Source organism: Clostridium sp. DFI.1.208, assembly GCF_024463855.1.
Classification (GTDB): domain Bacteria; phylum Bacillota_I; class Bacilli_A; order Erysipelotrichales; family Erysipelotrichaceae; genus Clostridium_AQ.
This window is the reverse complement of sequence record NZ_JANGCA010000062.1, coordinates 1-20,337: the sequence shown is the minus strand read 5'-3', so window position 1 is coordinate 20,337 and position 20,337 is coordinate 1. Positions and strand designations below refer to the sequence as shown.

The window sequence follows — 20,337 nt, the reverse complement described above, 5'->3', positions numbered from 1 at the left end:
AATTTGAAAAAAATTGAAAAAATTTTTTCGGGTACAAAAAAAGCCCGCACAAAACATATAGTCTGTACGAGCTATTAAAGCTGTGAGATATTCAGTTGTTGATAAAATGCTGTTAGGTAGTGTATGATTGTATAGAATTTCGCTTAAAATGTTCCATAATACAATCCCCCTTACAGCACTTGTTTTGTATTACACTTTTGTCTTTTTGGTAATCTTGTAAATATATTCTTCTGGTGTAGGGCGTTTATTTCCAAAATACTTTCTGAAATTCGCCTGCACTTCTGAGTCGGTGCTGTTCATAGCTTCATCAATCGTCGCTTCTATATCAGCCCAAACATCAGCCAATGATACACCGCCAGCTTTTGCACCAGCTTTCAATGCTTTTTTTATATCTCGCTTTTTTAAGATAGCCATAATACAACACCGTTCCCTTTTATTTTATAAGTAATTGAATAATGGTTACAAATACCCAAATGAAAAACAGAACACCGTCCAGCTTAGCAACCAAATTCAAGACTTTGTTTTCTATTTTTTCTACTCCGCATATAGCATTAAAATTCATCAATGAAAATGCTAAAATCAATAAAGAGTAATTTGATAAATTGTTACTATTACCATTATAAAGGGCAAAAGCATATCCAGCCCAAAAAGGAAGTAACGCAACTAAAGTAAAGCCTTTTAGAAACTTCATGTCTTTTCTTTCGCTTGAAAAATAATTTTTTGCTAAATGTTTGTCTGCCATAATCGCAACTCCTTTCAAAATTGTTGGAAGTTATCTTCCTCTTTCATTATAATTTTTTTCAATCAGAATGTAAAGTATTTTTTACTATTTGTTATCAAAAAATCATGCTTACATTGTAACAAGCATGAAATTTTTTTACTATTCAATTTTCTTATAGATTAAGATTGCGACAACCTGTACTGTCAACACAATGTCGTATATCCATTGAATAGCACAAGCCATTGTTATGAAATCAACTATTATATACATTGATAGCTGTGCATAGACATTGATTAAAATGATAAATAAAATTGTTGAGATAACACTTGCTTTTCCAACGATTGCTCGTCCTCTTTCATCTCGTGAACTTTTCACAAAGAACAAAACAATTACAGCAATTGTAAGAGGTAGGCAATACCACATACCTATCTTAAATACTGTCATATTACTTAAAATCGATTTTAATAGTTCAATCATTTTTCTGCCTCCTCAAAATCAAATAAATCTTCAATCGCTACATCAAATACTTTTGCAATGCTATATGCCAGCAACATGGACGGATTGTACCTATTTCTTTCGAGCTGTATAATGGTCTGTCGTGACACTCCTACAAGGTCAGCAAGTTCTTGCTGGCTCATTCGCTTTGTAGCCCTATAAACGTGTATCTTGCTATCAAAAGAATATTTTTGTTTCGCCATTTAGTCACCGCCTTATTTCAAATTCAGCTTATTATAACATATTTCTTACTTTTTGTGCGGAATTTCTGAAAAACGTGTAAATCAGTACCGAAATATACATCTTACCATAATTTAGCCTACAATCTTCCAGTTGCTATCTTTATGTAGCACAAGCTCATACTGCGATACTTGCGTTGCCTTTGTCTGATTATCAAGGAATTTCACGGCTACTTTGACTTTCACATTGTCCCCGTCCTTTGTAAAGATAGGGTTTACCAATTCAGAATAAAGGTAGTCCCTGCCGATAGGTTCAATCACATTTCCAGTTACATAATAAGCAAGTTCTTTTTCTGTGGCTGTTGGATAGAGCTTAAAGAATGTTTCCAGAAATGTGGTAGCGTCATTAACGGTATCAGCGTCTACGCTTGCGTCTGCTTCTGGTGTCTTAGGCTCATAGTCTGATTTTTCGATTGCTGGTGCAAGGGTAGGGTTCTGAACGATTACCATATCCCCGTCAGCGTCTACATGGACTTTTACGGTATAGGTTGCCTTGACATTTCTTGTCTGTTCGCCCTCTTTTATCTGCTGATCTACTTCGTAGGTAGCAGAAAAAGTGTCCGTTCCCGATTGCTCGATATGCCACACAATCACATTTGTAACTGTGGAGCTGGTCGGTATATCGGTTCTAATGGTATCTACATTCAAGTCCTGCAATTCCTTTGTCAGATAACCGTTGATTGCCTGCGTCCTTGCTTCAATCGCTTCTTTGCTATTATTCCATGTGTAGTAGGACTTCGCAAAGTTCTTCACGAAATTTTCTATCCCGTTGGTGTCCTGCAAGCGAAACTCAATGATTTCTTTTTCATGGGTGGTGTGCTGGTCGATAGCCGTAAAATTCTTATACACCCCAAAGCTCACGCTTGCGACAAGCACCACCCACAACGCAATCACGGTTTTCTTATGTGTGCCTACCTTGACAGTACGCACCTTTTTTTCTTTGACATTTTCTGTCTGTTTCTCATTCTTCTTAAACATATTTTTCAAGTCCTTTCTATTGTTTTACTCGTCCTGCACCGATTAAGTGCTGTTGCCAGTAACTACTGCTTAGGTCTGCATATCCTATCGGGTCGCCTGCATGGTACATCTGGTTATTTCCTACATAAATTGCAACGTGCGTTACATAAGTACCAGCGTTATAGGTGGAATGGAAAAACACCAAGTCCCCAGCCTTTGCCTGCGAGAGTGGCAGATGTTGGGTAGCGTCATACTGTGCTTGTGCCGTTCTCGGCAAGGAGATACCAGCTTTTTCATAGCACCATTGCGTCAGTCCCGAACAGTCAAAGGAAGTCGTAGGAGAAGAACCGCCATACACATATTTCCAGCCTTGATACTTCAATGCTTCATTCATTACCTTTTGTGCCAGTTCTCCCGATACCTGCGGAACAGTTAAATACTGATTGACTAATTCGACGTAAAATTGATTGCCATACTGATACCGCCAACCCCCGTTCTTCGCAACGGCTATCGGGTTGGTGTAGGTTACTTTCTTTCCACCCGATTTCTCACGGGCGAAGCTCTCTGCAAGATTGTAGGTATGTTTCTTTCCTTTTCCTGCCACATATCCTACATAGCCACCGCCATAGTTATAGGACTGTATCGCTACATTCAAATCGTCGATACCTTGATTTTTGCAGGAAGAAAGCAGGGACGCAAAATACTTACACCCCTGCTTGATTGAGCTTTCTGTATCTAAGGAATTAGGCGGTAAACCAAGACTTTCTGAACTCTGCATAACATCTTCTGCCGTACCGCCACTTTCTACTTGAATGATAGCCAGTAGCACATGGACATACTCGGAGATACCGTTTTCTCTGGCGTATTTTTCTACCATAGGTTGATGTTTCAAAACCTCTGCGGATAAATTCATACCCGTAATGCCAGAAGAAAAGTTGCTGTTTTCGTCGTCGCTGTCCGCACTAATGAGGACACCAAAGAAAAGCACCAGAGAAAAGAGGATAGGAAACAGACTGCCAATGATAGCGATATGTTTCAGTTTCATTTTTTCTTCTGTCCTTTCTTCGTTACAAGGTTACGGGTTTTCTCTGTGGTCTGCTGGTTCTTCTGGACACTCTGCGTCTGTTGAACCTTTGTCCTGCGGTCTTTCGTGTAATTCTGTCGTGTTTCCTGTGATACCACTTTTTCTACATTCTGCCTATGTACTTGCTGTGTAGGCTGGGTCGCTTTCTTATCAGAAGCACCAGAAGATAACGGACGCTCTTTGATAACAGTTGTCTTGACTGGCTCACTTATCTTTGAAGTGGTCGCTGTGGCAGGACGTTTGACTTCCTGCATTTTTTCCATGCTCGGCTTTGGAATGGTTGAAGCTGTGGCTGGTCGCTCATGGGGACGGGTAGCTCCCATTGTCGCTGATCCGTCCGTCTTTCGCTGTGCCTGCCTTGCTTCTTGTGCCTTTTGAAGCTCCATACGCTTGTCAGCGATATTCTGTCTATGCTGTTCCTGCTTTTCTAAGCGTCCCGACTGTCTGGACTGCTGTTCCTGCACCATGCCACGCTTAAAGTCGGACACGCTGGACTTTGCCTTTTCCTTTGCGGAATACACCGCATAAGCGGTCTGTGTCGGCATATCCTTGATATTTTCTTTGACAGCATTTGCCTTGTCTTTCACTTTATTTTTTGTATCTAAGACAGCACCCACCTTTGAGCCTGCACGTTGTCCCATGCTGGAAGATGTATTACCCCGACTGTCTTTTGTAGCTGTGTTCCTTGTCGGTTTTCTGTTTGAAATCGTGCTACCTGCCACCGCACCAGCGACACCGCCAGCAGTAACCGCACCAGCAAGCCGTCTTTCCATACGCCTAGCCCTATGTGCCAAGTATAGATATGGTCTGCGGAATATCCTGCGTCCCATGCTTTGACTGTCGTTAGCGTTCAAAGAGAACATACTCATTAAATCGCCCAGCTTCATATAAATACCAGCGAAACATACTATCTGCAAGAATGCTACCATAAAAAACGGATAGTCCGTGGAGATGTTATAAAACATACTGGAAATGCTGAACGCCACCGTTACAATGAGCGTTATTCCTGCCCGTGTCATTATGGTATTAAACACCCTCACGATTGCCTGCTTTGCCATGCTTTCATAACTCGGTATCATGGAAAGTAGAAAGCTGATAGGTAAAAACATTGCAAAGATAATAAAAAGTATCTGGCTAAATAACATCATGCCCGTAAGCAAAAATACAAATATCGTTATCCCTAAGTTGAAGAACAGTAGGAAGAACACCATACCTAAACGGTTCACGACTTGCGGTATCGTTAGATTGTTGTTGTCATTGTCCTCGATTTCTGTTTTCACGACTTCCTCTCTGGTTTTCCCGTCCTCGTCCTCTGGGCTTGCCGATACAAGAGCTTCCACACGGTCTGCCCCGATTTCTTCTGCGTTGCTGTTACCGAATTGCAGAAGTAGCCACGGCTGTTCCACTTGAATAGAAAATAAGCTGTCCCGTATCAAGTCTACGCTGTCCTTGCCCTCGCTGTCAGAGTTAGGGAGCATGATTTTTGTTCCCAAGTCAAGTGAAGCGGTACTGATGTCTGATGAAAACTCATTTATCTTCTTGATGTAGTCGGGAGCATAGGCAATAAAAGAAGCTGACAGCACGAACACCACAAGAAAATTGATAACAGCGTGAAGTGACTTGCTGGTTTCCCGTTTTATCAGTCCCGTATAAGCAACATACATTCCCACCACTAAGATAATGAGAAGCAGGAAACCGACATAAAAGCCCGTGGAAGAAAAGCCGTTCTCGGTTACACCTGCAAGGGTCTGTATGCTCTTTCCGATACTGTCTGCCATATCGTTGATGAAGTCCAGTTTATAGGCTTCCTGCACCACATAACCCGTTGCATTGCTTAAATAAAGGCTTATCGTCCAGACAAAATTGGTAATGCAGTAAAGCCCGTACTGTACCGATTTTCCAATCCCGTCCAGCCAGTTCCACGGCAACCACGACCAGCTATTATCCACATAAAAATCAAGCTGGTAGTTGGAAAGGGGATATTTGGAATAAAGATTTTCTGCGTTTATAGTATCGTCCACAAGCCCCGTCGCATGAGCCACCGTTCCCAGAAGTGAAAGCAGGATAAGGGAGAGTGCCACCACGAACAGAGCCATTTTGAGAACGTGGAAAATCTTCTTTTTTGTGAACGCACCTTTTATCCTTTCTTTCATCACTCCACCTCATTTCTTTGTACGGGCGGTCTGGTATCAAAGGCGTGTAGCAGTTCTTCAAAGACTGGGTGTATCTGTACCACACCGACACGCCCGTATAAGTCCTGCAATAAGCATTGTCCGTTCTCCAAATCACGAAGCCGTTTCTGGTTGTTTTCGTCGTCCTTGTCGATACCGAAAAATTCTAAGGTCTGTTTTATCTCGTTGATGTCCGTACTTCTAAATGCGAATTTCAAGCCGATATTGTTTTTCAGACTTTCTTTTGACACGTCCCCAGAGGATTGCGTAACGAAATAAACGCCTGCCTGCATAGCCCGTCCAGCACGCACCAGCTTATTTGATAAGGTTTCTCCTTGTGCCACGTTTAAGAACGCCCACGCTTCGTCAAGGTCTACAATCTTAAAAATACTTCTGTCCGAATGGATAAAATCAAGGGCAAAGGTACTAATCACAATCAGCATAGACACCGACAATAATTCAATGGTCGTGTATTCCTCAAAGGTCGTGTCCTTATCTGGCAGTACAAGGTCAGCTACTTGAATGATATTGAGCTGGTTATCCAGACTGATAGCATTTTCTACCGTACCGTCTGAAAACAGCAGGTGTGCAAAGTCGTAGTCCGTGAAGCTGTCGATATGGTCTGCGATATTTCTTGATATGGGCGTATCTTCACGGCGTAGCTCGTCTATCACATGGAGCAAGCCCCGACTGTCACTCTGGGTAACGGAGCGAACCGCTTTTCGTAACACGGGGAATTTTTCGCCGTCCCTAGAGGAAATACCCGTTAAAAATGTCAAGATGTCGATTGCCAGACTTTCAGCGTCTTTTACATTCTTCATAATCACGAATGGGTCAAGAAGTCCTGCATTGTCTTTGTCGCTGGTAAGATTTACGATATTGATTTCATGGGCTATCTCTGAGAGCGTTTCTTTCCAGTTGCCACGCTCTGATTTTGGGTCTAAGATAACCGCTTGACCGCCAAAGAGAACAGAGTAGTACACAAGAAGATTGTTGCAGAACGACTTTCCACCGCCAAGCGAACCGACAAAAGCAGAAGCAAGGGCGTTGGTAACTGTACCTTTCACACCTTGACTGGCAAGGGACGGTTGCAGGTACACATTTCTTCCCGTATCAACGGAATAGCCCATATAGATACCCGTAGTTTCCCCTAACTGCTGTGTCGCACCAAAACCAAGCCCTGCCAAGAAGTCTGATTTTACATACTGCACATAATCATTGATATATCGCTTGCTGGCAGGAAGAAATTCAGAATGAAGCCCCAGCATATCCCCAGCAGGACGCACCAGCTTTACATTGAGGTCATCGTAAAAGTCCTTGACTTCATCACAACGGCGTTTCAGCTCGTCAAGATCGGGTGCAGACACCCGTATCACGTAGCTTAACTTATACATACTTTCTTTGCTCTGGTCTAAATCGGTTTCCAGCTCGTCCACGCTGTCTAATGCGTCCACCACATTTGAGCTGGTTTCACTTCCTGCTTGATAAGCGTGATTGTCAAGGTCTTTCAATTCCTTTTTCTTATTGCGGACGGTTGTTAATGCTTTTCGGTTCTCCACGATTTCTACATTCATAGAAGTATCAACGGGGAATGTGAATTGCTGTTGCTGGAAATAGAAGATTTCACTTGACGGAAAATCAAGCTCCCCGACAATCGCATTGACAGTAAAATAGGACACATAACTTTCCTTGTCCTCATGTTCCAATCTTAAATACCGCTGACTTTCCTCAATCACACACCTTGTCGGACGGATAAGGTCGTAGTATTTTATCAGCGTTTCTTTCTGTAATTTCTTCTTCGGTAGCTGGTATTCATAATCTTCATAGGCGATACCGTCCCTGCCGTAAAGATGTTCCATGAGATACCCAAAATCGTTGATTTCCAAGCGACGCACCTTAAAACGACGGGAGATTTTATTTTCCAGTAACTTTTCCATTTTCATGTAACGGTTGATTTCATCATTCGGCATGGAAACAAAGTCATTCATCAGCGTGTGGTTCACTTCATGGAGAAATTCCGTGAACGTCAGCCACGCCGATTTTTTGATGTTCTTCAGATTGAGCTGTTCTTCCGTAACCATGAGCTTAAAGCCAAGAAAAAAGCGGTAGTCCACTTGATTGTCCCCAATCATAGATACTAACGCTTCGGTCTGTTCGTCTATCTTCTGATAGGCAACTTCCTTTAATTTTCCAGTTACCAGCTTCTTTGACTGCTCCTGCATACTGCGGATTGAGCTTTCTGTGGCAATCTGCAACGCATGAATTTTACCCTCACGGGACTGTGCGATTAGCTGTCGAAAGCTGTCATGCACGATAAATTTCTGCTCTGCGGATAAGAAAGAATAGTTATACGGTATCAGCTCATAGTAGGCGAATACCTCATTGTCCTTGTTCCAGACAAGGTTATTGTCAATATATTTTATCGGGAACATAGTTCACACTCCTTACTGCCGTGATTGTTTCATTCAAGGTCTGCTTATGCAGTTTTACGGCTTTTCCTGCATAAGTGATTTTAGGTCGCAGGGCATAGGTTATCTGTGATTTCAAAAAGCTGTACGGCTTCTTTCCGTCAAAGGTTTTCTGCAACATAAACCAAGTGAGAGCAACAGGAATACCGAAGTATTTGAGAAATGCTCCCTCAATCATGGAAAGTGGAGGAATATCCCCAAACAGAATGATGATAAATTCCGTAATCACAAACCATGTAATCTGTGTAAAAGTAACGGGAAAGGGTAAGTTAAAGTCATTGATTGCATACAAGACTTTTTCCACGTTCCAGATACCTGTATAAGATTTAATCTTTTTCAAGTTCTTTCAGCTCCTTTCAAAATAGAAAAGGACAGCCATTTTCAGACTGTCCCTTAAAAGAGAAATACGCTGTCAGTAGCAACAATGCTTGTTGCTGATCTTCCAGCGTTAGTATGGTATCTCGCACATACCTCGGCTTGTTTCAATAAAGCAACCGCCCATATCCAAATCTCGCCCGTAGGCTTCATAGTCAATGTAGTTCTGTAAGCTGGGTGGAATATCCCCAAGTGCCTGCAATTCGTCTATGTAGTAGTAGGCAACGTCTGTCATGGTTTCACAGTCGGGATAATAATAAATATCGTCCTTGTGTTCCACGACTTCTTCCAGCGTCCCGTAGTGGCTGATAAATTCGTCCAGACACTCTACGATATAGTCGGGAAGTTCCTCTATCATTTCATACATCTCATTGAGTTCTTCAATGGAAACATACTCGCCAATCGCAATCGGGAAGTTGTCGGTATCATGGATTGCGTATTCCTCATACTGTTCATTCAAGCCGATTTTTTCTTTCACATCTTCTTCGTCAATGGGGAACGTGAACCAAGCACCGACTAAATAACCCTCATTGTATTTACCAAGATTAGCAATATAAACCGCCATATCATCAATCATAAGCACCACCTCATTTCCTACTCTGGCAGTTCAAAGATACCGTGTTCTGTTACTAAAAATTTCCCGTGTTCCTGCAAGTGAGAAGCGTAGGCTTCAAAATCAAAGTAATATTCTTGACAGTCCTCGGACAGATGTTTGAACGTCGGGTCGTTCATCAGCTTTTGCCTTGCAACATCTATCATGCTTTTGCAGTCGGGATAAACCGTAATCACATTTCTGCAAATATAAAGTGCTTCTAAATTTTCATACACCGTAAGTAGTGATACATATTCTTCCTGCATATCACTTGAAAGCTGGCGGTACATAAAATCTAATTCGTTGAGCTGATACACGCTTGTATGTTCGTGGACTTCATCAGCAAAAGGCAACACCTTTTCGATAATGCGGTAATCCCCACTTTCTGCACCGACACCTAACTTTTCTTCAAACTCTGCAACATCTATCGGCAGGTCAAACCAGTATGATATTGTTTCTTCGCCAGTTGTTCCTCTCGTTTCCACCAGCACCCTTGTTTCCTGCATTGTTCCTCACGTCCTTTCTGTTGTTTCATCACATCTTTTATGGTCTGGTACGACATACCAAACACATACTTTGAAAAATCTTCTAACTGTCTTTCTTCATAGTCGGCAGGGTTCAGTCGTTTCATTTCCTGCCATACCTTACGCTTGTAAGAGGGCAGGTCGGAAATGTATTCACAGCCGACTTTTGCCTGCATATCCTTAAAAATATCGTTCATGTCATCACTCCAATCTGAAATTTTGGTAAGAAAAAAGCAGTCAATCCTAAGACTAACTGCTTTGTGTGTATGGATATGAAATTGTCAAACTGTAATTTTCCTGTTACACAAACTGAGAGCTGTCATTCTGTAAGCAGTCGCCCATTATCATTCCATTCGCCATACATAACTCCCGCTTTTGTGTTATCTAAAAGCTTCTGTAAGCGACTCTGGAACAATTCCGGCTGCTTTTTCTTAATTTGAATTGTATCAATTCTCACACGCTGATAAAGTGGCGGAAAACTTTGAAAATTCGCCCAAACCTCTGCGTCCGCTTGAAGTGCATTCAAAATATCTTTATCAATCACAAATCCCTTCTCACTCATATCCGGCAATACAGCACGACCGGCGTCTGTCATTCGTCCTAATCGTTCCATTCTGCGACAGCGTTCTTTGTTCAATTCAGACCATAAACTTCCCTTTCTTCGAGGAGCTAATCTTTGTGCTGTAACTCCGTTATCCATTTTCTTTGTTGTGCTGTCAATCCAACCAAAGCACATTGCTTCTTCAACTGCGTCTATATACCAAAATGTTTCATCATCAACAGGACGCCCACGCTTTACAACTACCCAACATTCAGGTTCTTTATTATAATTTTCCAAAAGCCATTGCCGTAACTCATCACGATTTTGTACATTCAATAAATTTCTAAATTCCATTCGCTTTATCTCCACAACTTCTTATTTGTCCGTTTCTTCATATCCATATTATACCATTCTCATATCAGCACCACAATAAAATTTTATGCTCCGATAATCTTATTGAACAGCTCTAACAGTACATCTTTCACACCGCCAGCGTTGAATACCAAGCCGACAGCAATCAAGGCAACTACCAAAAAGCCGATAAGTTTGGAAAACTCACGCTTGAACCCTAAGTAGATACCGATAACCACAATCGCCATAAGCACTAAGCTCTGTGCGTTTGATAAAAACCATTGATATAAATTTTGTCCGAAATTCATTTAATTGTCCTCGCTTTCTTCTAATTGTTTCATTTTATAGTCAGCTTCTTTGCCGACATTCAAAATACACATCAAGACTATGCCGATACCCATTCCCATAGATACCAGCAGGAAGTCTTTTAATAATACCCACATTTTTTATCACTCCTAACTTTCTACTAAATCTTTTGCAGGGGTCGTCTGCTGTTTGATTATCATTTCATGCTTTTCTGTGAGCTTTGCCTGCTGTTCGATTGTTTCCATGTAGTCTGTACCGTTTCCTTTATCAATCTTTTTCAGCATTTTCAAGGTTGGTGCTACCTGCCTTTGTACCCAACGCAATGTGCGGTCTAAGGTGTAAGGCTCTGGCTTTGTCGTCAGCTTCAAGCTCTGTCTGTTATCGCCAATAAACCAAGCCCAGCGGTCATTGAGTTTCCATTCATTTTTTCGCTTGTCGGGTTCTTCATCAACAAACCGTACATACTGGTTGATGATAGAAAAGGCGGTCTGCTCTGCGTCATAATAGGTCAGCAAATCTCGTACTGCATAATAGGCACGTTCATTTCTAAGCCGTATCTCAAAACGGTTGATAATGTCGGCTTCTTCAAGCGGTGTCCCTAACTTGACGTACTGCTCATAGTCCTTTTCATAGATACAAAAATACACATCTGATTTCAGCGAACCAAGATAAAGGGTGCGTCCCATATATTCTCTGTCGTCCTCTCTATGCTTGATAAGCTCGCCCGACTGGTAAAACTTATAACTTCTGGACTTTCCGATATATTCCCGTTTCCTGCATTTTTCCGCAAGCTCTGGAATATCCAAAATGCCCGTATGGTCGTTGATAGCAAGGTCGATACGCTTCATCACGCCACCGTCTATAAGTGCGTCCATAAGAAAGTCATACCAGCTTCTTTGCTGTGCCAGCAGGTAACTTTCAAACTGCCTGCAACCACGCCCCTTTAACTCTAAAAGGACACCTTTTTCTTCGTCAGCCGACGTATAGATAAAGATGTCCCCTAAAGAATAATGCTCCGTATAACTGTAATGTCCGTAATCTTCATGGAGCATATAATGGATATTCAGTTTTAATATATCTTTGATGATGTGCTGTATATCCAGCGTGGGAAAACGAATTTTCACATAATCAAACAGCATGGTAAGCGGTGCTTCTGGATTGAACCTTGCCAGTTCCTTATGCAGAGTTTCCAGAAGTTCCTTTGACGGCTTCATTTTTCCGCTTTCTATCTTGTTGAGATATTCTCTTGTAATACCAGAAGCCACCGCCAGCCTGCTTTGTGAGATACCGTAAGCAATCCGTTTCTCCCGTAATTCTTTTATCCATTGTTCTTCATTCAGAACCATACCCCCAATCTGTAAAGTGTGAAGTTTTTTAAGGCGACTTCACAACTGAATTTTACTAGGAAATCATGCCAGAAGCCTTATGTTTCCTATGTTTTTTGTCTATTGTCTATTTGCAAACGTACCCCTCTGTTAGATACCGAGGGGTTCATCAGCAGAGCAGGGACAAGCCCTGCTCTGCAAAACGGCTTCCACGGTCGTATTTGCTCCGCCGACCGTTCCTGCCGTTGTGCAGGCAGAACTTATCCTACCTGTTCATACCAATGTAAACCATGATGAATGAAACATCAGCGGATAAACATAAATTTAATGTTTCTTCTGATATTTCACTTTTACGGATAGGGTCTGTTTCCAGAAAAGACTTATCAAGCAATTCAAAAACAAAATCAATCTGGCTGTTGCAAGCCGACTGTTTTCTATTTAAGCGTATCAAGAACAAATCGGGCATGAAGTTTTTTTCGTGAATTGCATTTTCAAGAATAGTATCAGCTTTTTTCTCAAACTGATGTTTTGGATTACATTTAAAATCGTGATAACGTTTCTGCACAAATCCCTCGCAATCGGCTAGAAAATCTCCATAATTGATACAGATACATTTTACGCTCTTAGCTTTCTCGTCTTTATCATCTGATTGTATTATTTTATTGATTTCTTTTATTTCCATGAGTTAGTTCTCCTTTCCTTGTTGTTCTGGCATGACTTGTCTTTCTTGTGCAAGCCTGCCGATTGTTTGTAAAAAGTCATGTCCTTTCGGGACTAAAGGCGTGTAAAACTCACTGATAACGCTTGTTCCCACATCACAATAGCCACGCCCCTTGATACGCTTCTGGAAAAACTGCTTTTTCACATCTGAACCGAACAGCATACCATAACCTAATTCGCTGATACGCCCCAATCCCACACGGAAATTGAAATTATCTCTGATACCGTCCGAGAAATACTTTGCGTCTGGACGCTGGCAGGCAACGATAAGGAAATATCCTGCTTGTCGTCCCAACATAACGATTTTCTTTAACTGGCTAAGTAAGCCCACGCTTTCTTTCGTCCCAAGCATTTCAAAAAATGCTACATATTCATCAAAGATAAGAAAGCAGGGTGGCAGTCCCAGATAGGCGTAGTTTTCGCCCGTCTTATAGTTTGGGTGTCGCTTCATTTCCTCACTTCGCTGTACCATGCCCTCATAAAAGGCATTGACGCAATCTATCATTTCTTCTTTGGTGTGATACACATTTCCCATAACAGTCCCTAAGTCTGCAAGGTCAGCGTTCTTCGGGTCTAAGATATAAAGGACAGCGTTGGTATGCAGTAAGGCTTCAATGAGCGTCAGAAGAAAATACGTTTTACCGCCACCAGTTCCACCAGCAATCAGAGCGTGAGGGAGTGCGTCATATTCCCAGACAAGATTGTTCATCAGTTTCAGACTGCCGTTTTCTGCCCGTACTTCATCAATGGTAATGCGGTTCGCTATCATATCATAAAGCAGGGTATATTCGATATAACCGTCATGTAAGGTCTTGTCGGTCAGCTCACAATATAAGCCACTTTCTAATTTATCCTCTAACCGTAAAAGCTGGTCTTGATATTTTCCTAATGTGATTTCACAGCGGATATGAAGCAATCCCTTTTCCATTTGATAATAAATCTTTGGAAACCAGACAATTTTTTCCCTTGATCTGCTTTGCAGGTCAGTAAAAAAACCGCTGTCTTGTACGGTATCGGCTTCATACCACTTATTTTCCAGTATCATTCTTGCCAGCTTTTGACGGTGCAGGAGCTTCTTGAAACTGTCGTAACAGAAGCGGTAATACAGAAAAGCGACCAATGCACAAACACCAGTCGCTATCAGTATGGTTATGAAGTTGTAAGGGGAGAGTATCAAGCCGTTTTCTAACAAGCTGAAATGCTCCCAATCGGTACGCATGAGCTGTTTGATATTCAGTAGCAAAAGAACCGCCACAAATACAAACAGAAGCGTCCCTATGGAAAAGTGGTAAACAAGGTGCTTGTCGCTGGCTCTGATACGGTGTCCTTTGTTCCAAATCTTACGCATAAATCGTTCACTCCTTTCTGGGTATGAAAAAAGCAGTCAATCCTAAGACTAACTGCTAAAATAATATAACTGTTTATTTGAGCGAAACGTATTAGAGTAAATTTTTCTCTTTTAACATTTCAAGAAATTCTTTATATCCAACACAGTCGCAAGAAACTGTACAAATTTTTTTGTTTCCTACAAATATTTTCAATCCTATTTGCTCTTTTTCTGTGCAACGGGAAATATCATTAAATGAAATTTCTCTTGTTCTTCCAACAGCAGGAGTAATACGCAAATTATTTCCGTCAATTACTACCTTATGTCTTTTTAATGCCCACGCACAAAATTCAATCAATAGAACAAAAATAGCAAAAACAACAGAGTGTCCCACCGTATTATCAAATCCCATGAACAATCCTAAAGCTATTGCAATTCCTACCATTATCAATGAACAAATATGACATACTGTTTGATAGGCGTGTGATACAAAAACAGTATTTGTGAATTTTTCTTTTTTAGTTGCTTTTTGTGTCTTATCTAATACGAGAGATATAATAGGGACAACGAATACAGCAAATATAATAGCTCTTATCATAAACAGCACTCCTTATAATTAAATTTTTCATACCCATATTATAACAGTTTTATATATCCGCTACAACGAAAATCTATCCAACAATCCTATTTCTTCGGCTGTCCCTGTGGTGTAGGGTTCTGTGGATTGCCTGCGTTCTGATTACCTTTATTCTTCAACACAATATCCTCTGCCTTTACATACCAGTCCACATCTGCACCCGTATAGGTCTTTCTTGATACAGTATCGGCTACGGGATTGACAAGTTCCACGACTGCATTGTACGGAAATTCCCTTAACGGTACTTCTGGCGGTACAGACACGGGGATAATTCCACCATGCAGACTGCACTTCAAATCATAGATACGTTTTTTAAGCTGGGTACTCGGTGTCCCGTCCTCATTCTGTAAGAACACATCACGCACCGCTGTAAATTTTAATTCTCCAAATGTTTTCTCTCTGTCAATAACAAACCCGTTTGATAATCTCATAAATTCTTCACTCCTTTACTTTTCTTCAACTGCTACAATATCATCAGCAACTAACACATAATCGGTATGTCCCATATCTCCGATTGCGTAACCTCTGCCGTATAACTTCGGATTGACAAGTTTTACTTTCTGCTCATACTTGAACTTCTTTTCGCCAGCCTGCACGGGAATTTCCACCACAACATTTTCGCCTTTCTGTACGTCAGAATAAAGGTTATAGCTTCGTCTGGCTAAGACCCTGCGGTTATTTTTATCTCTTTCAAAGACTGGCTCGCTTTCGCCTGCAAATTCAAGAGTTCCAAAAGACTGTGCCATATCTGGCACGACATATTTCATTTCCATATTGTTTTACCTCGTTTCTTTCTATATTTGATAAGTTTTTTGATTGTGATTTCTTATTCTGGCGGTTTTGGAAGTACCAGCAATCCCCCAGATAGTAAAGGGTAAAATCAATGCTTACGCACCCTTGACTATCCGTGTTCTTGCAGGTTGTAGGCAGACAAGCCAGAATAAGCGGAAGTCTGCCGTTTGACAGCTTCGGCGGAGAACGTGATTTTTCTTTCATCATACCGTTACCGCCTTATGATTTCTTCATTTTACGGCGTTTGTAAAGATATGTTCCAGCCAGTCCACCAGCAGACGCAAGCAACATCACGACAAATGCCATTACATTTGTACTGTCGCCCGTTTTGGGACTGTCGCTAGGTCTGCTAGGCTTTTCCGGTGTCGGTGGTGTTTCGGGTTTTTCTGGTTCTTCTGGCTTTTCCTTAAAGGTAATCGTCTGTCCCTTATCCTCAATGTCTTTATGCTCGGTAACTTTCTTCGGTTCGTCTGGATTGCTCAAATCGTACAATTCTTCAAAAGTTACAAGCTGTTTGCCGTCAAGAGAAGTAGCGTCAAAGGTAAAGGCAACTTCCGCTTTCATAGTTTCGCTGTCAGCGGTAAAGGTATAATCACTTTCCACACGCTTTCCATTGATAAGAAGTTCTGCATTTTCTTCTTTCAACATCTGCCAGCCCACAAGTTTGTACTGTGTACCGACTTCTAAGCCCTCTAAGGTTACGGTATCAATGATTGTTACCTCTTTTCCAGCTTCAAGCTCTTTGTTGCCGTCCTTATCCGTAGCAGTCGTATGAATTTTGATGATACGTTCTGTAATAAGTACCGTTTGCCCGTCGTCCTCAATGTCTTTATGCTCCGCAACTTTCACGGGTTCGTCTGGATTGCTGAAATCATACAATTCTTCAAAGGTAACAAGGTTCTTGCCACCTAAAGCAGACGCATTGAACGTATAGGAAATTTCCACTTTCATTTCTTCCTCATCAGCGAAAAAGGTATAATCGTTTTCTACACGTTTTCCGTCAATGATAAGCTCGGCATTTTCTTCTTTTAACATCTGCCAGCCTTTGAGCTGATACTTTGTGCCTTTTGTAAGTCCGTCCAATTTGACAGTATCAACGATTGTAACCTCTTTTCCTGCAAGGATTGTCTTTTCGCCGTCTTTGCTGGTCGCTGTGGTATGGATAGAAATTTCTTTTTCGTATTCATCAGTCAGCGTTCCTAAATCAATCACAAGGTTATTTCTTGATACCACAATTTCAAAAGGTGGGATAAGTTCAAAGCCTTTGTTACTATCACAACGCATTTCTTCAATGATGTAGGTATCATAAGGCAACGCACCCTTGCTGTCGTCTGGTTCAGAAGTTCCAAACCATACACCGTCCTCGCTGGTCTTGCCTGCGTTGGTATTGTGCTTATGTGACGCCCAGTCAGAAGAAGTGGAGAATTGCCCGTTATCATCAGTTACCACTACATGATTTTCGCCCGTCGTCTTGCTTGTGATCCTAAAGGGAACATCAGCAAGACGCTTGTGTGTGCCTGCTCCGATTTTTACGCCCTCAATATCTCCACGCTTAATCTGATTGTAGATAGAATGTGCTTCGTCGGTTAAGTCCACGATTTTTCCGTTTTCTGTGATTGCAAAATCAATCGGCTTTGCACCGTCAGTTAAGTAACCGTCGGGAGCTTCACTCTCAACGATACGGAATTTTCCATAAGGTAAGAGGTCAGAAGAAGTAGAAGCGACACCCTCAATATCTGTACGAATTGTCTTTACCACTTCATTTTTCTTGTATAACTTGCCCTCAACCAAAACAGAATTATCATTTAAGGAGATGATGTCAAAGGCTGTATCTTTCAAAGTGGCACTTCCTTGTGGCTTTGTATCGCTCGTTTCTAAATCTCGTTTCTGAATTTTGACACCGCCACGGATAACCTTGTCAGATACGGAAAACTGGTTACTTCCAGATAATACGGCAAGGTCGCCGTCCTCGGTAATCTGTGTAAGGTATAAGCCTTTTATCTGTTCGGACTTATCGCCAGCCTGCATATATGCACCCTTTAACAAGTAGCCGTTTGGAGCTTTTGTTTCTTCTACGGTTAGCGTTCCAAGTGGAAGAACCGCCTTGCCGTCCTGCATATAGAAGCTGTCGCCAGATACCTTGTATGCGTCCGCTAATTTTGTGATGTAGTGGGTTGTCCCATTGCTGTCTGTTTCAGCGATTGTCTTTGTAACCCATGTACGAGTAGCTTCGGCAGGGAGATTGTCTTTATTATAGAAGCCAGCATAATACTTCCATGTAAATTCTGCACCTGCTAGAGAAGCGTTCCCTTGCGGATTGTCTTTCTGTGTTTCCATATCAATCTTGAAAAGCTCAATCAAAGTGTCCGTTACTTTCGGCGTATCTGATACGTTCAAAGTCGCTGTTTTTCCAGCTTCAACCTTTAAGGAATATACAGTTTTATCTACTTTATATCCTGCTGGTGCGGATAATTCCTTGATATAAACTGTGCCAGCCTTTACCTCTACAATATCTGTATTTCCGTTTTCATCAGTCGTAAGGGTGGCAAGCTGTTTTGTGCAGTCTTTATCAGCAAAGACACCGTAAGTTGCACCAGCGATTGAGTAATTCCCGTTACCGTCTGTAATGCTGGTATTACTGGAAACCTTTTGCAGTTTCGCATTTCCGACATTCAGCTTCGCCCAGAATTGTCCCAATTCCTGCCCCTCGCCAGAGTAGATATAACCGCCACATTCATAGCGTCCTTTATTTTCTTTGACAAAGGCTTTCGCACCAGAGAAAACTTCGTCCTGTGTTGCCTTTGGAATTTCATCATAAGAAGCTCGCACGTTATCACATTGCCAGCCAAGATGTACGCTCAATCTCTGCCAGACTACACATTGTTCCAACAGATAGACTTGCTTGTAGTTTAGTTCCTTGTGAGCTTCGCCATACTGTTTGACATACTCTAAGGATAACGCCACATCTGAAATCTGGTCGGCACTCATACGTGAGCTTGCGTCAGCTCTGGTCTTGTATCCATTCTTAAAATCTGTATTGATGTCAATACAATAGGCAGTTTCGCCCTCGACTTTCATATAGCCCTCATTGAATGTCGAACCAATAGAACCGTCATTCATTACTTTTTCAATGATACCGACACGCTCCGCACTTTCCGTCCAGTATTGCTTGCTTTCTGCATGGACGGGTGTAGTCGGTAAAGCAGTAACGACAGTTGCAAGAGCTAAGAAGCCCGTACACAATCGTTTTAACATCTTTTTCATAAATCTAATGCTCCTTTCATTTTGGGTAATAAAATAGCCGTCCAATAAGAACGGCTGGAAATAGAAAAGGAACGTCATGTTAGGCGTTCCATAGTCTATGAAATATTCAATTTTGATTATAAAGTCTTGAATCCAAGTAAAATAAGTACAATAGCGATTATTGGTACTGGTATTGTACAAATGAGGAATAGATTAAATTTTTTCTTTGCTTCTTCCGTATTTTCTTGCTTTAACTTTTTACTTTTAGAAGAAACTATAAACGGAAACGAAAGGAAAAGAAAACTACCTATTAAAATCATTGCAATATTCATAAATTATTCTCCTCTTGTAATTTTTATTTCCTCCTAATTATATCAGTTACATTATCTTACGTCATTCTATTTCTGCTATCAGATTGAATATTTTTTGAGGTAGATAATAAATAATAGAAATAAACTTTTTTTAGAGAGAAATAATTTCTTCAGTAAAATCTTCAAATTCCTTTGTTGATATTTCAGTTTCTTCCCAAGAAGGTACACCCTTTTGCACACTATAATGTACTTTTGACATAGTATCTAAATAATATCCTTCGTAATCATAATCTTCAGTTGGAGATTGACGTATATACATAGCTAATTCTTGAGCCGCTAAATGAGAGATACTATCGTGTAATCCACCGATTGCTGGTCCACTTGAACCACAATACACCTCTAAAAGTAAACAATCTCCATTTTCGTCGATTGCCTTTATGATATAACTAAACTGATTTTCTAAATTATTAGTAATATATCTAGGCTGTCCGAATAAATATTTTAGTTGTCCTAATACCATAACGCAATTTTTTTCAAAATTTTCATCGAGTTCATAAATAGAGCAAATATTTGACGACGGCATATAATACTCTATTGTAGCATTAGCATTTTCAAATTTATACATATTTTTGCCTCCATACTCTTTTAATCTGTTGATATTCTTTCATTTTTCTATATAGCAATTATATCACTAGAAAAATAAGTAGTCATTCTTTTTTGATTATTCAACGAAAATTTGTTTTAATATTAAATCTAATGCTCCTTTCTTTTGAAGTAATAAAATAGTCGTCCAATAAGAACGGCTGAAAATAGAAAAGGAACGTCATGTTAGGCGTTCCATAGTCTATGAAATATTCAATTTTTTCTTGTTTCAATACTGATGTACTATACCATATCTTTGCATATCTAGGAAAACTTGCGTATCAAGGCTCATTCGTTAGTAGTAAATAAGTAGTAAATTGATGTGTTTGTTTCCTTGAAAATGCTGATAGATACTGCGTTTTAGCGGATAATCAGATTTTTATTGTGTTTTTATTTTAAAAAAATGGTATGTACTTATGATATGTGGATCGTCAACACCCGTCTTTATGGTGAATCATCATTTTGCCTAGTTTATACCATCTATACCATGAACAATAATCATTTAGATAAAAAAGA

24 protein-coding genes are annotated in these 20,337 nt (G+C 40.8%); all 24 read right to left on the bottom strand.

Features of this window, described 5'->3' with window-relative positions; translation table 11 throughout:
* Positions 1-189: 189 nt before the first annotated feature.
* The 24 genes from NE665_RS20550 to NE665_RS20435 all read right to left on the bottom strand — a co-directional run bounded on the left by NE665_RS20550 (position 190) and on the right by NE665_RS20435 (position 19,804).
* Complete coding sequence (locus NE665_RS20550; protein WP_227160450.1) at positions 190-414, bottom strand: hypothetical protein; 225 nt, start codon at positions 412-414, stop codon at positions 190-192.
* Positions 415-433: 19 nt separating this feature from the next.
* Positions 434-742, bottom strand: a complete 309-nt coding sequence (locus NE665_RS20545) for a hypothetical protein (protein WP_227160449.1) — start codon at positions 740-742, stop codon at positions 434-436.
* A 138-nt stretch (positions 743-880) separates the two neighbouring features.
* The gene (locus NE665_RS20540) at positions 881-1,198 is read right to left on the bottom strand and encodes a hypothetical protein (RefSeq protein WP_227160448.1); all 318 of its coding nucleotides are present in this window, start codon (positions 1,196-1,198) and stop codon (positions 881-883) included.
* The gene (locus tag NE665_RS20535) at positions 1,195-1,419 is read right to left on the bottom strand and encodes a helix-turn-helix transcriptional regulator (RefSeq protein ID WP_227160447.1); all 225 of its coding nucleotides are present in this window, start codon (positions 1,417-1,419) and stop codon (positions 1,195-1,197) included. The genes NE665_RS20540 and NE665_RS20535 overlap by 4 nt, the downstream gene beginning before the upstream one ends.
* Before the next feature lie 111 nt (positions 1,420-1,530).
* Positions 1,531-2,433, bottom strand: a complete 903-nt coding sequence (locus NE665_RS20530) for a conjugal transfer protein (protein ID WP_227160446.1) — start codon at positions 2,431-2,433, stop codon at positions 1,531-1,533.
* 16 nt (positions 2,434-2,449) lie between these two features.
* Entirely contained in the window at positions 2,450-3,457 is a 1,008-nt protein-coding gene (locus NE665_RS20525) for a C40 family peptidase (RefSeq protein ID WP_227160445.1), read from the bottom strand.
* Positions 3,454-5,649 (bottom strand): YtxH domain-containing protein, encoded by a 2,196-nt coding sequence (locus NE665_RS20520; RefSeq protein ID WP_227160444.1) that lies wholly within the window; start codon positions 5,647-5,649, stop codon positions 3,454-3,456. Before NE665_RS20520 ends, NE665_RS20525 begins: the two co-directional genes overlap by 4 nt.
* Positions 5,649-8,099, bottom strand: coding sequence for an ATP-binding protein (locus NE665_RS20515; protein ID WP_227160443.1), 2,451 nt, complete (start codon positions 8,097-8,099; stop codon positions 5,649-5,651). The genes NE665_RS20520 and NE665_RS20515 overlap by 1 nt, the downstream gene beginning before the upstream one ends.
* Entirely contained in the window at positions 8,077-8,475 is a 399-nt protein-coding gene (locus NE665_RS20510; RefSeq protein WP_227160442.1) for a conjugal transfer protein, read from the bottom strand. Before NE665_RS20510 ends, NE665_RS20515 begins: the two co-directional genes overlap by 23 nt.
* Before the next feature lie 108 nt (positions 8,476-8,583).
* Entirely contained in the window at positions 8,584-9,087 is a 504-nt protein-coding gene (locus NE665_RS20505) for an antirestriction protein ArdA (RefSeq protein WP_002323345.1), read from the bottom strand.
* Positions 9,088-9,104: 17 nt separating this feature from the next.
* A complete protein-coding gene (locus tag NE665_RS20500; protein ID WP_044911833.1) occupies positions 9,105-9,608 on the bottom strand; it encodes an antirestriction protein ArdA in 504 nt (167 codons plus the stop codon).
* Positions 9,527-9,823, bottom strand: coding sequence for a hypothetical protein (locus NE665_RS20495; RefSeq protein WP_009290087.1), 297 nt, complete (start codon positions 9,821-9,823; stop codon positions 9,527-9,529). Before NE665_RS20495 ends, NE665_RS20500 begins: the two co-directional genes overlap by 82 nt.
* Positions 9,824-9,945: 122 nt before the next feature.
* Complete coding sequence (locus NE665_RS20490) at positions 9,946-10,521, bottom strand: YdeI/OmpD-associated family protein (RefSeq protein WP_009269100.1); 576 nt, start codon at positions 10,519-10,521, stop codon at positions 9,946-9,948.
* 83 nt (positions 10,522-10,604) lie between these two features.
* Positions 10,605-10,826 carry a hypothetical protein gene (locus tag NE665_RS20485; protein ID WP_002323342.1) on the bottom strand — a complete coding sequence of 74 codons (222 nt, stop codon included), beginning with the start codon at positions 10,824-10,826 and terminating at the stop codon, positions 10,605-10,607.
* Positions 10,827-10,961: a DUF3789 domain-containing protein gene (locus tag NE665_RS20480; protein WP_003423040.1), complete on the bottom strand. Its 135-nt coding sequence runs from the start codon at positions 10,959-10,961 to the stop codon at positions 10,827-10,829.
* A gap of 12 nt (positions 10,962-10,973) precedes the next feature.
* Positions 10,974-12,170, bottom strand: a complete 1,197-nt coding sequence (gene mobT, locus NE665_RS20475) for a MobT family relaxase (protein ID WP_009290088.1) — start codon at positions 12,168-12,170, stop codon at positions 10,974-10,976.
* Between the two features lie 244 nt (positions 12,171-12,414).
* Positions 12,415-12,831, bottom strand: a complete 417-nt coding sequence (locus NE665_RS20470) for a hypothetical protein (protein ID WP_009290089.1) — start codon at positions 12,829-12,831, stop codon at positions 12,415-12,417.
* 3 nt (positions 12,832-12,834) lie between these two features.
* Positions 12,835-14,217, bottom strand: a complete 1,383-nt coding sequence (locus NE665_RS20465) for an FtsK/SpoIIIE domain-containing protein (protein ID WP_009290090.1) — start codon at positions 14,215-14,217, stop codon at positions 12,835-12,837.
* Positions 14,218-14,308: 91 nt separating this feature from the next.
* Complete coding sequence (locus NE665_RS20460; protein ID WP_004843350.1) at positions 14,309-14,794, bottom strand: DUF6560 family protein; 486 nt, start codon at positions 14,792-14,794, stop codon at positions 14,309-14,311.
* Positions 14,795-14,880: 86 nt separating this feature from the next.
* On the bottom strand, positions 14,881-15,264 hold the full coding sequence (locus NE665_RS20455; protein WP_009290092.1) for a YdcP family protein: 384 nt from the start codon (positions 15,262-15,264) through the stop codon (positions 14,881-14,883).
* A 15-nt stretch (positions 15,265-15,279) separates the two neighbouring features.
* Positions 15,280-15,606, bottom strand: a complete 327-nt coding sequence (locus NE665_RS20450) for a YdcP family protein (RefSeq protein WP_005339720.1) — start codon at positions 15,604-15,606, stop codon at positions 15,280-15,282.
* A gap of 238 nt (positions 15,607-15,844) precedes the next feature.
* A complete protein-coding gene (locus tag NE665_RS20445) occupies positions 15,845-18,889 on the bottom strand; it encodes an SrtB-anchored collagen-binding adhesin (protein WP_227160440.1) in 3,045 nt (1,014 codons plus the stop codon).
* A 116-nt stretch (positions 18,890-19,005) separates the two neighbouring features.
* Positions 19,006-19,200: a hypothetical protein gene (locus NE665_RS20440; RefSeq protein ID WP_227160439.1), complete on the bottom strand. Its 195-nt coding sequence runs from the start codon at positions 19,198-19,200 to the stop codon at positions 19,006-19,008.
* A gap of 130 nt (positions 19,201-19,330) precedes the next feature.
* Entirely contained in the window at positions 19,331-19,804 is a 474-nt protein-coding gene (locus tag NE665_RS20435) for a hypothetical protein (protein WP_227160438.1), read from the bottom strand.
* Positions 19,805-20,337 lie beyond the last annotated feature (533 nt).

Excerpts from the sequence above, each read along its gene's own strand:
- NE665_RS20550 (WP_227160450.1), bottom strand. The coding sequence starts at position 414 with ATGGCTATCTTAAAAAAGCGAGATATAAAAAAAGCATTGAAAGCTGGT.
- NE665_RS20545 (WP_227160449.1), bottom strand. The coding sequence starts at position 742 with ATGGCAGACAAACATTTAGCAAAAAATTATTTTTCAAGCGAAAGAAAA.
- NE665_RS20540 (WP_227160448.1), bottom strand. The coding sequence starts at position 1,198 with ATGATTGAACTATTAAAATCGATTTTAAGTAATATGACAGTATTTAAG.
- NE665_RS20535 (WP_227160447.1), bottom strand. The coding sequence starts at position 1,419 with ATGGCGAAACAAAAATATTCTTTTGATAGCAAGATACACGTTTATAGG.
- NE665_RS20530 (WP_227160446.1), bottom strand. The coding sequence starts at position 2,433 with ATGTTTAAGAAGAATGAGAAACAGACAGAAAATGTCAAAGAAAAAAAG.
- NE665_RS20525 (WP_227160445.1), bottom strand. The coding sequence starts at position 3,457 with ATGAAACTGAAACATATCGCTATCATTGGCAGTCTGTTTCCTATCCTC.
- NE665_RS20520 (WP_227160444.1), bottom strand. The coding sequence starts at position 5,649 with ATGAAAGAAAGGATAAAAGGTGCGTTCACAAAAAAGAAGATTTTCCAC.
- NE665_RS20515 (WP_227160443.1), bottom strand. The coding sequence starts at position 8,099 with ATGTTCCCGATAAAATATATTGACAATAACCTTGTCTGGAACAAGGAC.
- NE665_RS20505 (WP_002323345.1), bottom strand. The coding sequence starts at position 9,087 with ATGATTGATGATATGGCGGTTTATATTGCTAATCTTGGTAAATACAAT.
- NE665_RS20500 (WP_044911833.1), bottom strand. The coding sequence starts at position 9,608 with ATGCAGGAAACAAGGGTGCTGGTGGAAACGAGAGGAACAACTGGCGAA.
- NE665_RS20495 (WP_009290087.1), bottom strand. The coding sequence starts at position 9,823 with ATGAACGATATTTTTAAGGATATGCAGGCAAAAGTCGGCTGTGAATAC.
- NE665_RS20490 (WP_009269100.1), bottom strand. The coding sequence starts at position 10,521 with ATGGAATTTAGAAATTTATTGAATGTACAAAATCGTGATGAGTTACGG.
- NE665_RS20485 (WP_002323342.1), bottom strand. The coding sequence starts at position 10,826 with ATGAATTTCGGACAAAATTTATATCAATGGTTTTTATCAAACGCACAG.
- NE665_RS20480 (WP_003423040.1), bottom strand. The coding sequence starts at position 10,961 with ATGTGGGTATTATTAAAAGACTTCCTGCTGGTATCTATGGGAATGGGT.
- mobT (WP_009290088.1), bottom strand. The coding sequence starts at position 12,170 with ATGGTTCTGAATGAAGAACAATGGATAAAAGAATTACGGGAGAAACGG.
- NE665_RS20470 (WP_009290089.1), bottom strand. The coding sequence starts at position 12,831 with ATGGAAATAAAAGAAATCAATAAAATAATACAATCAGATGATAAAGAC.
- NE665_RS20465 (WP_009290090.1), bottom strand. The coding sequence starts at position 14,217 with ATGCGTAAGATTTGGAACAAAGGACACCGTATCAGAGCCAGCGACAAG.
- NE665_RS20460 (WP_004843350.1), bottom strand. The coding sequence starts at position 14,794 with ATGATAAGAGCTATTATATTTGCTGTATTCGTTGTCCCTATTATATCT.
- NE665_RS20455 (WP_009290092.1), bottom strand. The coding sequence starts at position 15,264 with ATGAGATTATCAAACGGGTTTGTTATTGACAGAGAGAAAACATTTGGA.
- NE665_RS20450 (WP_005339720.1), bottom strand. The coding sequence starts at position 15,606 with ATGGAAATGAAATATGTCGTGCCAGATATGGCACAGTCTTTTGGAACT.
- NE665_RS20445 (WP_227160440.1), bottom strand. The coding sequence starts at position 18,889 with ATGAAAAAGATGTTAAAACGATTGTGTACGGGCTTCTTAGCTCTTGCA.
- NE665_RS20440 (WP_227160439.1), bottom strand. The coding sequence starts at position 19,200 with ATGAATATTGCAATGATTTTAATAGGTAGTTTTCTTTTCCTTTCGTTT.
- NE665_RS20435 (WP_227160438.1), bottom strand. The coding sequence starts at position 19,804 with ATGTATAAATTTGAAAATGCTAATGCTACAATAGAGTATTATATGCCG.